This is a genomic window from Arthrobacter sp. ISL-48 (assembly GCF_018613805.1).
Taxonomy (GTDB): Bacteria; Actinomycetota; Actinomycetes; order Actinomycetales; family Micrococcaceae; genus Arthrobacter.
The window spans coordinates 220,608-235,580 of the sequence record NZ_JAGGPL010000009.1 but is presented as its reverse complement, the minus strand read 5'-3'; the positions used below and the strand labels follow the sequence as shown (position 1 = coordinate 235,580).

Annotated in this window: 9 protein-coding genes; 2 read left to right on the top strand and 7 right to left on the bottom strand. The window is 62.9% G+C overall.

Annotated elements, in window-relative coordinates:
* Positions 1-9: 9 nt before the first annotated feature.
* Positions 10-2,118 carry a glycoside hydrolase family 36 protein gene (locus tag J7E83_RS11690; RefSeq protein WP_214962197.1) on the bottom strand — a complete coding sequence of 703 codons (2,109 nt, stop codon included), beginning with the start codon at positions 2,116-2,118 and terminating at the stop codon, positions 10-12.
* Positions 2,119-2,361: 243 nt separating this feature from the next.
* On the opposite strand from J7E83_RS11690, the gene J7E83_RS11685 reads away from it, so the two are divergent.
* Positions 2,362-5,100 (top strand): hypothetical protein, encoded by a 2,739-nt coding sequence (locus tag J7E83_RS11685; RefSeq protein WP_214962196.1) that lies wholly within the window; start codon positions 2,362-2,364, stop codon positions 5,098-5,100.
* A 317-nt stretch (positions 5,101-5,417) separates the two neighbouring features.
* Here J7E83_RS11685 and J7E83_RS11680 read toward each other — a convergent pair whose 3' ends face one another.
* From J7E83_RS11680 to J7E83_RS11655, 6 genes are all read right to left on the bottom strand, one after another.
* Positions 5,418-5,582, bottom strand: a complete 165-nt coding sequence (locus tag J7E83_RS11680) for a hypothetical protein (protein WP_311379646.1) — start codon at positions 5,580-5,582, stop codon at positions 5,418-5,420.
* A 229-nt stretch (positions 5,583-5,811) separates the two neighbouring features.
* Complete coding sequence (locus tag J7E83_RS11675; protein WP_214962193.1) at positions 5,812-8,040, bottom strand: RICIN domain-containing protein; 2,229 nt, start codon at positions 8,038-8,040, stop codon at positions 5,812-5,814.
* 57 nt (positions 8,041-8,097) lie between these two features.
* Positions 8,098-9,015, bottom strand: coding sequence for a carbohydrate ABC transporter permease (locus J7E83_RS11670; RefSeq protein WP_214962191.1), 918 nt, complete (start codon positions 9,013-9,015; stop codon positions 8,098-8,100).
* Positions 9,012-9,968 (bottom strand): sugar ABC transporter permease, encoded by a 957-nt coding sequence (locus tag J7E83_RS11665; protein ID WP_311379645.1) that lies wholly within the window; start codon positions 9,966-9,968, stop codon positions 9,012-9,014. The genes J7E83_RS11670 and J7E83_RS11665 overlap by 4 nt, the downstream gene beginning before the upstream one ends.
* 79 nt (positions 9,969-10,047) lie before the next feature.
* Positions 10,048-11,397, bottom strand: coding sequence for an ABC transporter substrate-binding protein (locus tag J7E83_RS11660; RefSeq protein ID WP_251043758.1), 1,350 nt, complete (start codon positions 11,395-11,397; stop codon positions 10,048-10,050).
* 65 nt (positions 11,398-11,462) lie between these two features.
* Complete coding sequence (locus J7E83_RS11655; RefSeq protein WP_214962189.1) at positions 11,463-13,571, bottom strand: beta-galactosidase; 2,109 nt, start codon at positions 13,569-13,571, stop codon at positions 11,463-11,465.
* Positions 13,572-13,784: 213 nt separating this feature from the next.
* Here J7E83_RS11655 and J7E83_RS11650 point away from each other — a divergent pair, with 213 nt between their 5' ends.
* A complete protein-coding gene (locus tag J7E83_RS11650; RefSeq protein WP_214962188.1) occupies positions 13,785-14,909 on the top strand; it encodes a LacI family DNA-binding transcriptional regulator in 1,125 nt (374 codons plus the stop codon).
* Positions 14,910-14,973 lie beyond the last annotated feature (64 nt).

The following is a 14,973-nucleotide window of genomic DNA, read 5'->3' as shown; positions in this document are numbered from 1 at the left end:
GCGGGTGCCTCAGTCCGGACTGTCCGGAGTGAGGCGGAAGGTACGGGCCGAGATGCCTGTGGGGGCGGCAACGGTGAGTGTTCCTTCTGCTGGATCCCAGGTGGTCTTCCATGGCGGGAGGTCAACGGGGAAAACAGTGTCGATCAGGACTTCACGCCCTGCCAGATGTGGGAGGGCGAGCTGGATATCAGCCGTGCTGCCCCGGTTCCAAAGGGTGAGCAGGTCTGATTCGCCGCTTCGGAGTCCCAGCGCAACCCATGGATCTGTCCAGGCTGGGAGCCCGGCCGGCCAATAGGGACGCGAGGTGCTGATACCGGCGCGCAGGGCCTTGGAGGCCACCACTGCTTCACGCACGAGTTCGAGGGACTCCGGGGGCATCCTGTTCAGGTACCCCGAGAGGTAAAACCGGCCCAGCAGCCCGGTGGCCAGGCAGAACGCCACTTCCTCGCTGCTCATCTCAGGTTGGGGGTACGCCCAGTTGGCAGCCTGCTCCGGCAGCATGGAGAGCGGCGCGGCCGCGGCAATGGGCGGATACCTGAGGAAGTCCTGCTGGTCCGAGGTGGACTGCATGGCCAGCCGTGAGAGAAGGGCGAAGTCCATCCGCATGGCGCCGGAGGAACAGTTTTCAATGACCAGGCCGGGGTGCCGGTCCAGCAGCCGGTCCAGCCACTGCAGGTGGGCCCTGTTGTGCTCCAGGAGCCCGTCCCCCAGGCTGTCCGCGCGGTGGTCTGTTCCGGCACCGGGGTCCACGTTGTAATCGAACTTGAAGAAGCCGACGCCGAAGTCCTTTACCAGCCGGTCAACCACATCGTCGAGGTGACGTACGGCAGCGGGGTGGCGCAGGTCCAGGTGGTAGCGCCCGTGTTCAACCAGGCGCTGGCCGTGCCGTTGCAGGAAGGCCTCATCCGGGAGCCTGTGCACCATGGGGCTCCGGACGCCCACCACCTCGGGTTCCAGCCATAATCCCGCCACGAGGCCGGCGTCCTTGATGGCGTCCACCACGAGTCCCAGCCCTCCGGGGAACCGGGTTGTTGACGGCAGCCACTCCCCCACGCTGTCCCACCAGTTCCCACTGTCGTCGTACCAGCCTGCGTCAATGCAGAAGATTTCGGCGCCGACGTCGGCGGCGGCCGCGATCAGCGGGAGCAGCTTCTCCGTGGTCGGGTCGCCGTTGAGGGTGTTCATATAGTCGTTGAAGACCACGCCCAGGGTGCTGTTGTCCAGGTGCTCCCGGCGGGCCAGGCGGCGGAACGCCGTGAGCTCGCCCATGGCGCCCACGAGGTCGCTCCCGAAGGCAACCGTGGCCGGCACCGTGGTGAAGGAGGCGCCGGGCGCCAGGACCTTGTTCCAGGACGAGTCGCGGTCGGTGGGCCCGGACAACGTGAAGTAGCCATCTGCGGTGTCTTCGCCGATCTCCCAGCGCCAGGCGCCGTTGTGTTCGATCTGCCAGGCCCAGGCGGCGGCGAACTGGGGCGATTCCAAGGCTGCCACCGGGAGGTTCTTGCCGGTGGACCATGCGCCGGTGGAGACCGCTGCCAGTGCGCCGCGTGGATTGTGCCCGGTCAGGTCCTCGCCCAGACGGGGGAAATCCCTGCCACGCAGTGGGCGGCGTCCCCACCGGCCTTCCCCCAGCCAGTCGCTGGTGCCGGAAATGCTCTCCCAGGTGCCGAAGGAATCGTCGACGACGGTACCTGGCCGGGTGCCGAAGCCGGCGGACCATGACGGAACTGCCTGCAGGACGGCATCGCCCGTTCCCGTGTTGGTGACAGTCACAGTGGCGCGGACGGCGGCTGCGCCATTCAACATTTCGAAGGAGGCAGTGGCCTCCAGCGAGTGGCGAAACGAGCGGAGGAGAATATTCAACGCCGTTCCGCCGGACGTCTCTGAAATCTCATGCGAAACGTACCGGAGGCCAGCTCCCACTGCGGTGTGGGACAGCCTGTCCGAAGCAGCCAGCCGGCCGCCGGCCGCAGAGAGGACTTCCACTGCGGGCATCGGATGATCAATAACCAGTTCCGCCTCGGGGCTGGAGGCTCCGGCCAGGCAAACGGGTTGATCGGCATCCCACTCGAACTTGAGTGTGAAGGTGGTGTGTCCCCAGGACAGCTTGCTGCTCACGGTGCTCCTCGTCTTTGAGTCGCACGATTCCTCAACCACACGACAGAATCATGATAGCGCTTTCAAGAATTTGCGCAAGGCGTATTTGAAACCGCTTGCAAGATCGACCACTAGGGTGAGCAATGGCGGAATTACGCCGGAGAATGGACATACTCTGGTCCTGAACGGCTTATTGCTTATTCTCATGAAAGCGCTATCGTGTGGATGACGGGAGCGGCGTCCGCCACCCAAAAGGAGAACTCAATGAAGAGATTTGCAGGTTCCACATATTTGGCGGTGGCGGCACTGGCCCTTATGGGGCTGACCGTCCCACACGCCTCCGCCCAAAAGGCTGTCGCCGCAGATGAGCTGCCGGAGGTCCTTGGGGTTAATTTTGCCCAGACCACAGGCAGCTTCCGGGGCGGAGCCACGGGAACGCTCTATGGTTTTGGGGACGAAGGCGCGCCCACCCCGGCACTCATTAACGGGGCCAGGATTACCAACACTTCCCAAAAAGCCCCCTTTGGCACCCAGCACCCCAGCGGTGATGCCCTCAAAGTCGAGGACGGGTTCTTCGCCAAGGGTGGACAGGACATGTACACGTACGTTCAGGACTACTATCCGGACTGGGCCTACAACGGCGGAGCACGACCCGGCGATACCCGCTCCTACAACCAGGCCACCGGAACCTACACCAATGCGGCGAACGGAATCTGGGACTATCTCGAGGTGGTGGAGCTTGTGGCCACCGCTGTGGCTACCCAGTCCGACCACCCGGAAAAATATGTCTTCATTCCCTTCAATGAACCGGATGGGGGAAACTGGTACGCAAACTGGTCAACCATGAAAACCACCTTCCTGAACGACTGGAACGCCGCCTACGCCAAGATCCAAAGCGTCTATGCCGCGAAGGGGCTGGGACACGCACGGATCGGCGGCCCGGGTGACACGAAATGGCAGGCCCAGCGGTCTTCGGACATTCTCGACTTCGCCAAAGCCAACAACACCCTGCCCGACGTTTTCATTTGGCACGAGTTGGGCATCCAGGAGCTGGCAACCTTCCGGTCCCACCTGACCGCCTACCGCAGCCTGGAAACCGCTAAAGGCATCCCCGCGATTCCGGTCAACATCACTGAGTACGGCATGCTCCGTGACATGGGCGTGCCAGGCCAGCTGATCCAGTGGTTCGCCATGTTTGAAGATGAGAAGGTCGATGCCCAGACGGCCTACTGGAACTATGCCGGCAATTTCTCTGACAACTCCGCCCGTCCGAACGGCGCCAACGCCGGCTGGTGGATGTTCAAGTGGTACGGCGATCTGCAGGGCAGCACCACCGTGAACCTGACGCCTCCGCAGTTGAATGTGGCAGACACGCTTCAGGGAATCGGTGCCGTCGACAACGTCAACAAGCGCGCCACCGTCCTCTTTGGCGGAAGCAACAAGGACGTCTCCCTGGACCTCAGCGGTCTTGATCCCGCCGTCTTCGGCGGCAAGGTGGACGTCGAAGTCCGCGAAGCCGCAGTCACTGGTGCTGAAGGACTGGCAGCAACACCCCGCGTCATCAAGGCTCTCGACGGTGTCACTGTCACCGATGGAAAGCTCAAGTTCGACGTCGACACCTACGACCGTTATGCCGCCTACCAGGTGATCATCACCCCGGAGCAAGGCCGGGCTGTTAGCGTCGATGGAACGTGGAGCCAGTCGGTCGAGGCCGAAAACACTGCCCTCACTAATGCGACGGCATATTTCCAGGACCCGGGATCCCTAAACGGCTGGAAGTTCCTCGCTTCCGGCAGCAAGGATGTTGGATCCTTCAACACCGTTCAGTCCAAGGCCGACTGGACGGTAACAGTTCCCCGGACCGGGACCTACCGCTACCAGGTCATCGGGTCTACGCCCGGCGTGCCTGGGCGGCACGCCCTATTCGTGGATAACGTCAGCAACCAGACCGTTCAGTACACCGCTGATCTTGCCCTCAATGCCACCAGCAAGTGGCAGTACCGCGGCAGCGCCGAGGTGACCGTCCAGCTCACGGCGGGTACGCATGTGCTCTCACTGCGGGCCAGTGCCGACGGCACTACCAAGCTGCCCAACTCGGACATTACCTTGGACAAGTTCGTCCTGACGGACGTCACATCCGGCGAGGTGACGGCCTACCCGGCCAACACCTTGCGCCCCTTCGGCGGAGCCAAACTGACCTGGGGTGACGCTGTTTTGGATAACCCCTCTGCCTCGCGGGGATCACTGCGCATTCAGGGCTCTGGGCAGCGGGCCGACAGCTACGTGACTGCCTGGGACTCCGGCTACTACGACATCACCACCACGTACCGGACGGCGTCGGCGTCGGATCTGCACCTGACCGCCAACGGCAAGACCGTGGCGGACTTCGCGCCCGCACAAAAGGGGTCTTGGGTATCCAAGATCCGGGTGCACCTCTCGCAGGGAATCAACGAACTGGAGCTGACGTCGGCAGCAGGCGCCTACGTGGAAAGCATCACCACGACCAGGGCGGCGGCGTCGGACTCCGCGGCAGTAACCATTGAGGCGGAGAACGCCACTCTTCGTGGGAATGCAGTAGCCAGGACGTTGGCTGACAGCACCGGCAGCAACGCCTCCGGAATGAAACTCGTCGGGAACGTCGGAGCAGGGGCGGCGAACTACATTGAAATCGCACGCCAGGCAAAGTTTTCCGCGACCGGCGATTACAACATGGTGGTCCGCTATGCCAACGCCGAACTTTCAGGCAACCACGCTTACAACCCCCAGGTGGTGGACCGAAAGATCACTGTGGGCGAGGCAGGAAACCCAGCTGCAGCGGGCAGCGCCTTCTTCAGGTACACCTACTCCTGGAACAGTTTCTGGGAGCGGACCATTCCGATCAAACTGAGCACCACCACTGGAGCGCTGACGCTTGGCAACAGCTCGGCCTACGCCCCGGACATTGACTCGGTGACTATCGCCCCTGTGGTTGTGGGTAGCGCCACCACGGTTCCGGGAGCATAGGCCCTACAGAAAGACTGACCGTAGAGAAAGCCCAGAGGACGACGGCGGGAACTTCCCGCCGTCGCCCTCTGGCGTTTGCCGTGCATAGGGCGCGTCAGGATGCCTTGTCGGAGGAAACGCCCAGCTCGTTGGAGACGGTACGTGTGGTTTCCAGCAGCGCGGCCCTCACCCTGCCCAGCTCAAGCTTGACGACGGCTCTCGATTTTGAGCACATCGCTTTGGGACAGCGGGTCCGCTTCGGCCCCGGGAAGGCCGCGGACAACTTCAGCGCCCACCCTCGGCTCAAACAGCACGGACGATACACCGCAGGAATGCGGTCAGGTGCGGGAGCGCCCGGCCGGGAGCATTGCCGCCTGCCGGGCCAGTGCGGTGATCTGGCTCCAGTCGTCAGCTTCCACCGCGCTGCGGGGAGTGAGCCAGCTGCCGCCGACGCACGGGACGTTGGGCAGTTTCAGGTAATCCGGCCCGGTGGCCAGGCTCACGCCGCCGGTGGGGCAGCTCCCTCCGCTTTCACCTCCGCGGCGTATTCGACGACGTCAAAAGGATTCAGGCATCCACGCCCGAGCTCTTCTCCGACGGCACAGCGGCCCGCCCCAGCCGAAGAAGCATCGCCCGGCTGGCCTGAACGCGCGCTGGGCGGGGCACTGTGTCAGTGCCCCGCCCAGTCCGTGTGCTCAGTGCATCCGATTGATTTAACTCACCAGTGCGTTCCTACCTGATGGTCCACTGCTGGTTGGTCTGGTTGCCGCAGGTCCAGATCACCAGCCGCGCTCCGTCTGCTGTGCTGGCCTGGTTGACGTCGAGGCATTTGCCTGATTGCTGCCCGATGAGCTGCCGGGTCACCGCGTTGTAGGTCCACTTCTGGTTGCCGCCACCGGTGCAGGTCCATTGCTGCGCGAAGGCGCCATTTGAGGTTGACTGGCCACTGACATCCAGGCACTTGCCGGAGGAGGCATTGACCAGCTGCCCTGAGGTGTCGAGGGTCCATTTCTGGTTCGTGCCGCCGTTGCACGTGTAGATATCGACCACTGCGCCGTCATTCGTTGCAAAGGACTTCAGATCGAGGCATTTCCCCGATTGCGCGCCCAGTAGGGTCTTGGCCTGCGGCTGCGGCTCTGCAACGAGCTGCCAGTCCTGCGAGCCATCCACAGCGGAGTTCTGCAGTGTCAGCGGTGAGCCGGCAACGGAACCGGTCAGGTACACATTGGTGTTGTTCACGGCCTGGAAGCGGTAGTAGCCATTGCCATTGTCAATGAGGTTCCAGGCGCCCGAGGCTTTATTATCGACCCATTGTCCGATGCGCTGCCCGGCTGTCGCATTTGCTGTCCAGATGGACGCTTCGCGGCCGCCCGACTTATTCAGCAGCGTCTCGTTGCCGTCAGCTTTGGTGACGACATGCCAGTACTGGGTATCCGGGTTCTGCACCGCGCCGGCCGTTTCGAGCACGACGTCGGGGACGTTCGCATTGCCGATGTTCGCGTCATTGGTGTTGTTCCCTGTGCCCATCACCTGGCCAGTCTTCCGATTCACGAGCCGGTAGTAGGCGCCGTCGGACTTTCCCAGGTCAACCTCGCCGAAACGAATCACGGCCTGGCTGCCGGCGCCGCCCCAGCTACCCTGCAGGATGACAACCCGCCCAGTGCCCTGCACGTATTGAAGGTTGCGGGTGTAGCCGGCTCCGACCGGCGTCTGGTATTCGGTCCAGACGCCGTCACTGCGCCCGCTGTCATTGACCCAAACGTCTCCGCTGCCGGAAGCGTTGTATACGATCCGTCCGTCAGGAAGGGTGATCAGGACGGGGCTGCCGCCCTGCGACAAGGTACGGGAACCGGCGTCGACCGGCAGTCCGGTGATCTCTTCGCCATCGAAATCACTTGCTGCGTAGAACTTCAACGGGTCATTGGCGATCTTGAACCTGACGTTGGCTCCCCCGCCCCAGTATTCGTACGTGAGCAGCCACTTGCCGTCAGTCGTCTGGGCGATTGTGGTCATGCCGGGGCGCCCGCCACCGATCTCCGTCTTGCCGTTGCCCCTGTTCACGGTGGCCCCCGCGACATCGACGACGGGAGTGCTCCAGGAAGCGCCGCTGCCATCCCAGGTCTTGTGGACCAGGATCTGGCCAATCGAATCCGGAGCCGTGGCGTTGTTCGGATCGACGATCGGCACGCCTGTTGCCGGGTCGAAGCCGATGTAGTCGTTCTCGTCGGAGTAGTAGACAACGAGCTTGCCGGCATGCACCATCAGGAACGGCTCCCAGAGGGGATCTACCTGCCTGTTCGTGTTCGCGGCCGCGATGTTCTGGCCGGCCGCGCCCGCGCTGCCGCCCTGCCATCCACCGGTCGCGATGACGTTAAGGACGTTCCAGGTCACCCCGCTGTCGGTGCTCGAGAAGAGGGCGAGGGCCACGTCAGAGCGGTCGCCGTCATTGGTCGGCACCCAGTTCGGATCGGCAGCCTTGTGCTCCTTGTAGTAAGCGTCCTCACCCGTCACTGTGCTCGCGAGGAGCAATGTGCCCGACTTCAGGTTCCCGACGTCCTGCGGCAGTGTGTACAGGTACGGGCTCCCCCAGTTGCTGGTGTACTTCGCGTACTGCGGGTCGCTGGAAAGGTAGGCGGGGGCCTTGACCTCCGAGAGTGCCTGCCACGACGTTCCCAGGTCATCGCTCTTATAGACCGGGAGCGTCTCTCCGGCAGCTCCCTGGGACTCGGGTACAACGGTCGCCTTCTCGAACGTCGCCACGAGGCGCCCATTGGGCAACTGCGCCGACTTCACGTAAATTGCGCAGTTGCCACGCCCCTTGAGGCACGGCTGATCGGCTGGCACTTGGTAGATTACACCGCCCTCGGGGGCATAGGCCTGAGCACTGATCGCGGGCAAATACAAAAGCGATACTGCGGCAACGAAGACTCCAAGAGCCTTCACCAGCCTTCTTTCCTTCATGGCCCCTCCTTTAGGGATTGGTTGGTAAATCTGCGGCCCGGCCCCGGAAAGGGTGGGCTATTCCTTGACTCCACCGGTTGCAAGACCGGTCTCCCAGTAGCGCTGGAGAAAGAGGAAGGCAATGATCAGCGGCACGACGCTGATCAGCGACCCAGTAATGACTGTCGAGAACAGGGCCTGGGCACCGCCGCCGGCGGCGCTTGCAGCCTGCTGTTGAGCCAGTCCCACAGTCAGCGGGTAGAGGGATGACGTATTCAGCATGATCAGTGGGAGAAAGTAGTTGTTCCAGGTCGCCACGAGCGCAAAGAGGAACACCGTGACCACACCGGGTCCGAGCAGGCGGAAGGAGACCTGCCAGAAGATCCGGAATTCACCAGCTCCATCGACGCGGGCCGCCTCGATCATGGAGTCCGGGACGGCGTCTGCTGCGTAAACACGCATGAGGAAGACCCCGAACGGGCTCACGAGGGAGGGCAGGATCATGGCCCAGGGCGTGTTGGTCAGGCTGGCCGCGTTGAAGAGCAGGTATGTCGGCAGGGCCAGTGCGGTCAGGGGAATCATGATGGCCCCGAGGGTGAGGCTGAAGAGGACGCGTGACCCCGGGAAGGTGTACTTGGCAAACGCGTAGCCCGCCATGGTGGCCACAAGTGACGCTCCGATGGCGCTCACTCCGGCGTAAAGGACGGTGTTGAGGGCCCAGCGGAGGTAGAGTCCGTCACGGGCGGTGAATACGGATACCACGTTGTCCCACAGGGAAAACCGGTTGCCGAACCACAGTCCGAAGGTGCTGAAGAGATCGGAATTGTCTTTGGTACTGGCGATGAACAGCCAGAAGAGAGGCAGGAGGAAGTAGAGGGCGCACAGCCATAACAGGATGGTCAGGGGCAGGCTGCGCTTTTTCCCCTGGCGACGCTTGGAGGGTTTGGCGTGGCCCGCAGCATTTTCCCTGGCGGGAGCGGTAATGGTGGCGGTCATCGTGCGGCCTTTCGCTGTTTGCGTTCGCTGCGCTGCGTTCCCAGCTGTACGACGTAGGAAATGATCGCGATGAGCGCTCCAAGAAGGAAGGCGACCGCCGCTGCGTAGTTGACGTCCTGGTTGACGAACGCGATGTTGTAGGCGTAGTAGTTGGGGGTGAATCCGTTGGTGATGGCGGTGGGGGCGATCGCGTCGAGCAGGCTGGGTTCGTTGAACAGCTGGAAAGTGCCGATGATCGAAAAGATGACCGTGAGCATAATCGCGGGCCGGATAGCGGGGATCTTGATACTCCAGGCGATCCTGTACTGGCTGGCCCCGTCAATGGCGGCGGCCTCATAGAGTTCCGCGGGAATTGAGCGGAGCGCCGCGTACAGGATGATCATGTTGTAGCCCACGAACTCCCAGGTGACGATGTTCATCGTTGACCCCAGGATGCTTTGGGAATCAAGCAGGTTCGGGGCATCGAGACCGACGGCCCGGAACAACTGGGAGATGGGGCCGAAGTCGGGCCCGTAGAGGTATCCCCACATGAGTGTTGCGACCACGCCAGGAACCGCATAAGGAACGAAATACAGCAGGCGCAACGCCTTGGATCCGTGAGCGCGGCCGCTGTCCAGGGCCAGGGCCAGGCCTAGGGCAATTCCCAGCATGATGGGCACCTGGACGAGCAGGAAGATCACCATCCGGCCGATGCCGCCCAGGAACTCGGGATCGGTAAAGGCCCGGAGGTAGTTGTCCAGCCCGATGAACGAAAGTCCGCCGATGAGCTGGCTCTTGAACACGCTGAGGTAGCCGGCGTAGCCGAGCGGGATGACAAGCATCGTGGCGAAGACGACGAAGAAGGGCAGCACGAACAGGTAGGCCGCGGTGGTCTGTCTGCGCTTGCTGGCGGATGCGCGTCTGACGCGGGTGGCGCCCGCCGGTTTCGCGGCGGGAAGTGAGCTGGTGGCCACGGCTGATCCTTTGCATTGTGGAGAAGATAAAGAGGGAACGGGAGGCGCCTTGCTGACGCATGACGCCTCCCGGAGGCGTCTACTTGACGGTGAATCCTTGGTCCTTGGCGTACTTGACCAGGACGTCCTGCCAGGTATCCAGCGCGGTGCTGAGGTCCTTCTTCTCGCCGATCGAGGTGCCGACGATCTCGTTGAACTGGGAGTAGGCATAGTCGGTGAACGGCAGCCACTCGAACTTCTTGTCAACGGTGTTGGAAATGTCGGCGAACAGTTTGTTTACTGTCTGGCCGCCGAAGAAGTCGCTCTTGGCGTCCGTGAACGTGGGGCTGCCGAGGACGTTTTTGGCTGCCGGGAAGAGAGACTGCTGGGTGGCCAGCATCGTCGTCGATTCCTGGTCGTGGTTGATGAACTTCGCGAGTTCCTCGGCGGCTATGGGGTTCTTAGTGGTCGACAGTACCGCGTCCGCGGATCCGCCCCAGTTGCCTGAGACGTTCTTGGTTGCGTCCCACTGCGGCATGGGCGCGGCGGTCCACTTTCCTGCCGTATCTGCCACGGTTCCCTGGAGGAAGATGGGCGCCCAGGCAGCGGTGAGCCATCCTGCGTACTTGCCCCCGGCAAGTCCCTGGTAGAACTGGTCGTTGAAGTCGGCGTCCGTGGACACGAGATCCTTTTGGATCAGGTCCTGCCAGTAGCCGAGCACCTTCTTTGCTTCGGGGCTGTTGACGTTGATGGAGACGGTCTTGTCGCCGTCGTAGCCGAACGGCTTCACGCCTGCCTGCCACAGCAGGCCCACGACCTGCGCGGGGTCGTTTGTGGCGAGGTTGGAGATGGTGGACCCTGTGGCGTCCTTGACCTTCTTGGCGGCGGTGGCGTATTCCTCATAGGTCTTCGGGGCACTGGTGACGCCCGCCTTGGTAAGGATGTCGCTGCGGTAAAGGTTGCCCATCGGTCCGACGTCCTGCGGGTAGGCCCACACACCCTTGTCGGTGGAGACCTGGTTCCAGACCCAGTCCACGTAGTCACCGGCGACGCCCTTGGCGCCATAGGCTGAGAGGTCCAGCAGTGAGTTGGTGACGGTGAACGAGGGAAGGTACTGGTACTCCATCTGGACCACGTCGGGTGCGCCGTCCTTGGACTGCAGCGCGGTCCGGATTTTCTGGTAATGCGGCAGACCCTGTCCGACGTTCTCGACCGTCACGTCGATGGCGGGGTACTTCTTTTCGAACAGGGCAACTTCCTTCTCGATACCAGGAACCCAGGTCCAGAAGGTCAGCTTGGTCGGGGTGGTAAGTGCCTTGTCGATCTGGTCCTGCGAGGTGGTTTCCTTGGCGGTGGTTCCCCCCGGGGAGCTGCTGCAGCCGGTGAGGAGCAGTGCGGCGACCGCGGCGCTGCCCACCAGCTTCATTGCTGTTCTTGGTGCCTTTTTCATCGTTTCTCTTTCTTTGAGTTGTGACGATCGAACTGCGATTGGTCCGGATCGGATGATCCGTAGCTTCACCGGCTGACGAAGGTCCGCGTGGACCACTGGCCAAGTGAGAGTTTTGTGCCCGCTTCGTAGGCGGTTCCGGTGAGGGTGTCGGTGACGGTGTGGGAGAGCGTGACCTCGTGAGTGCCCCATCCCCAGTTGAAGAGGAACCAGACCCGACGGCCGTCAGGGAGCACACCCGAGGAAACCGTGAGCGGACGCTCGACCGCCTCTACCAACTGGGACGCCCGTCCCTGCGGGCTGGCCCACCGCATGATGGAGCTGGCGAGCCCGGGAGACGGCACGCAGCCCACGACTGTCACGCGGCCCGCGCCGTGGAGCCGCGACGTGACCGCCGGGAAGTCGCCGAACCGGGGATGCTTATAGGAGGCCAGCACCTCAGCCCCCTGCACGATGAGCCCATCAAGCCACAGCCGCGCGTACGACGCGTCGTCGAGCTCGAAGCGGCCATCGTCCGGGCCCGTGACGGGCACTTCCTGTTCGAGGTTCGAGTACTCCTCGTACCGCACGCCGGCCGCCTCATGCAGCAGATCCGGCGCGACGGCGACCCTGGCACGGGCTTCTTCGTCTGCATACCCGGTGCGCACCCCGAGTACGAGGTGGCCGCCAAGTTCGGCATACTTCCGGAGCAGCTCAAGGTCTTCGTCCGTTGCAATGTAGACGCCCGCGGCGACCAGCACCGGAAAGCGTCGCACGAGTTCCTCGGCACCGAGCGCTACCGCTTGGCTGAGATGAATAATCCGGGACTGCCGCCCGGCGTCGATGACGCCGCGGTGGAACGAGTCCACGATGTGCTCGTACGATTCTTCATCCGGCTTCCCGTCGACGTTGAAAGGTGGCATGAACTGGAAAGCAAAGCGGCTGGGAGTGGACCACAGGATTGCTACATCGGCGTCTGGCTCGTAACCGTCGAGGAGCGTGCCGATCTGTTCCAGTTCGGACCCCAGTTCGGACAGTTCTGCATAGACACGGCCGGGCACCAGGCTGTGGGGCAGCACGCCTCCCCAGTAGGTTTCCGCTCCGTAGGGCAGTGTGTGCCAGTGCCAATACTCGATCATCGCCGCCCCGCGGGAGATGAAGGCGAAGGCTGACTGCTTCAGTTGCCCGGGGTAGGGCGGCTGATTTGTATCAGATGCCCCGATTGCCTGCGCATTGGTCTCGGTGACAAGGTAACGCCCCTGTTTCGAGGAAAAGAGCCGGTCTGCCTGGCGGAAGAGGCCCGCCACCCCGGTGGTGGTCCAGTAATTGGGCTGCGGACGCTCCTGAAGTGCATCAAGGTGATCTTGCATCCCGTAGTAGGGATTCCCCGCGCCGATGTCGAGCCGACGGAATACCTGCTCGTCGTCGAGGCCGCGGCGGGGGTACTGCAAGCAGGTCGTTACGAACTGATCGCTGCGCCGGTACTCGGCCACCAGATCGGCCTGCCAGGCAATGAACTCGGTGGTGAGGTCGGCCTGGTAGCAGCGCCAGGCAAGGTCGTACTGCGGGAAAGTGTTCCCGTCCGGCCGCCACAACTCTGACCAATCCGAGATCCGATGCGACCAGTAGGTGAGGCCCCACTCGCGGTTGAGGGTCTCAACATCGCCGTACTGCTTCTTGAGCCGCCGCACGAACCTGGTAAACGCGCCGTGATTGTGGAACAGCTCCATGCCCGGCTCGTTGTCGACCTGGAATCCGATGATTGCCGGGTGCTTGGCGTACCGTTCCAGCACTGCACGGACAACCCGCTCGGCGTGGAACAAAAACGCGGGGTGTGAATAGTCGACTTCCTGTCGGGCGCCCCAGGGAATGCGAACCCCGGTGCTGCGCTCCGCCGCGATCTCCGGATAAGCCGTCTGGAGCCATGGCGGCACAGCATAGGTAGGAGTTCCGAGGATGACTTTGATGCCCCGCCGATGGGCGCCGTCGAGTACAGGTGCCAGCCATTCGAGGTCAAACTCACCGTCCTGGGGTTCCCAGCTTGACCATACTGACTCCCCGACCCGGATGACATTGAATCCTGCGGCCTTCATCAGGTCCAGATCGAGGTCCAGCCGGTCGGCCACGTGGTATTCGGCGTAGTAGGCCGCTCCGAAGAGGATGCCGCTAGGGGCGAATGCGGGGGCGGGGGAATCCATCGAGGTAAACTCCGTTGTTCTGTGCGGGAAGGGTTCTGTGCAAGGTTCTGTGCTGGAAGTGCATGTGCGGAGAAGCTGTTATCCGCCGGAAGGTGCTTTGAATCCTAACCGGAAATGTTACCGGAAACATAGCCCTGTAACAGAAATGTTACCGGTAAACTGTCTGCAGGGCCGCGGGCCCTTAGGATTGATCGATAACGAGGGGAGGCCGATTTGCACGCGGAAGAGGCGGGAGCCGTAGCCGGACCGGGAGCCGTGGCCGGGGCGGCCACGACGGTCAGCGGCGGAGATGACGAGTCCGGACCGGGGGTGGGCATTTCCGGGTCGGCAACAAGGCAAGCGACAATCTACGACGTTGCCGAGGCCGCTGGCGTCTCGCATCAAACGGTCAGCCGCTTCCTGAGAGGCTTCGAGGGGATTCGGCCCCAGACGAAGCAGCGGGTGGTTGAGGCACTTGAGAGGCTGAACTACCGGCCCAACCTTGCGGCCCGCTCGCTGACTACGGGCCAGTCGCACAGGCTCGGTGCACTGACCCATGAAATCTCCCAGGTGGGCCCGAGCAAAATCCTTCAGGGTGCCAGCGCTGCCGCCCGGGAGGCCGGATACTTGCTCGACATCGTCACCCTGGACGTCAGCGATCGCCGTTCGATAGATGAGGCGCTCGAACTGGTGATGCAGCACGATCTCGCGGGTGTCCTGGCGCTCGCCTCCACGGACGAAATGACGGAGGCCTTCGAGGGAACGGACTTCCGGGTGCCCGCATACATTGCCGCGGAACAGGACGACGCCCGCGGCGGGCACCCCTCACACTTGACCACTGTGGGCCTTCCGTCCCTGATCGAGCACCTCGCGTCGCTTGGCCACCGTAAGTTCATCCACATCGCTGGACCGTTCACGTATTCCGCGGCCCGAAACCGCGCCCGCGCCTACGAGGCAGCGATCGCGCAGCAGGGACTGCATTCCGAAGGAATCGTCTACGGCGACTGGACCGCAAGTTCAGGGTACGAGGAATTGGGGCGGCGACTCCCTCATCTCGGAGCCACCGCCGTGGTGGCCGCCAATGACCAGATGGCCCTCGGCGCCATGCTGGCACTCTCCGAAAGCGGAATCAGTGTTCCGGACGACGTGAGCGTAACCGGAATCGATGACATCCCCGAGGCCGCCTACTTCTCGCCGCCCCTTACTACTCTCCGCGTTGATTTCGCGGCCCAGGGCCGCACTGCAGTGCAGGAGCTTCTCGGGCTGATCAACCGGACGGAGCCTCTTCGTGGCCCGGCGTTGCCCTCAGAACTTGTTCCTCGGCGATCCACAGGCAGGATGCGCGGGCCTCAAAGCTGAAGTGCCGCGGGTAACCGGGAGCCGAAAGAAGACGGGCCCTCCCGGACCCAGGCTACGGAAACGG

Bases quoted from the DNA above. Each gene is read 5' to 3' on its own strand.
- J7E83_RS11685 (WP_214962196.1), top strand. From the start codon at position 2,362: ATGAAGAGATTTGCAGGTTCCACATATTTGGCGGTGGCGGCACTGGCC.
- J7E83_RS11675 (WP_214962193.1), bottom strand. From the start codon at position 8,040: ATGAAGGAAAGAAGGCTGGTGAAGGCTCTTGGAGTCTTCGTTGCCGCA.
- J7E83_RS11670 (WP_214962191.1), bottom strand. From the start codon at position 9,015: ATGACCGCCACCATTACCGCTCCCGCCAGGGAAAATGCTGCGGGCCAC.
- J7E83_RS11660 (WP_251043758.1), bottom strand. From the start codon at position 11,397: ATGAAAAAGGCACCAAGAACAGCAATGAAGCTGGTGGGCAGCGCCGCG.
- J7E83_RS11655 (WP_214962189.1), bottom strand. From the start codon at position 13,571: ATGGATTCCCCCGCCCCCGCATTCGCCCCTAGCGGCATCCTCTTCGGA.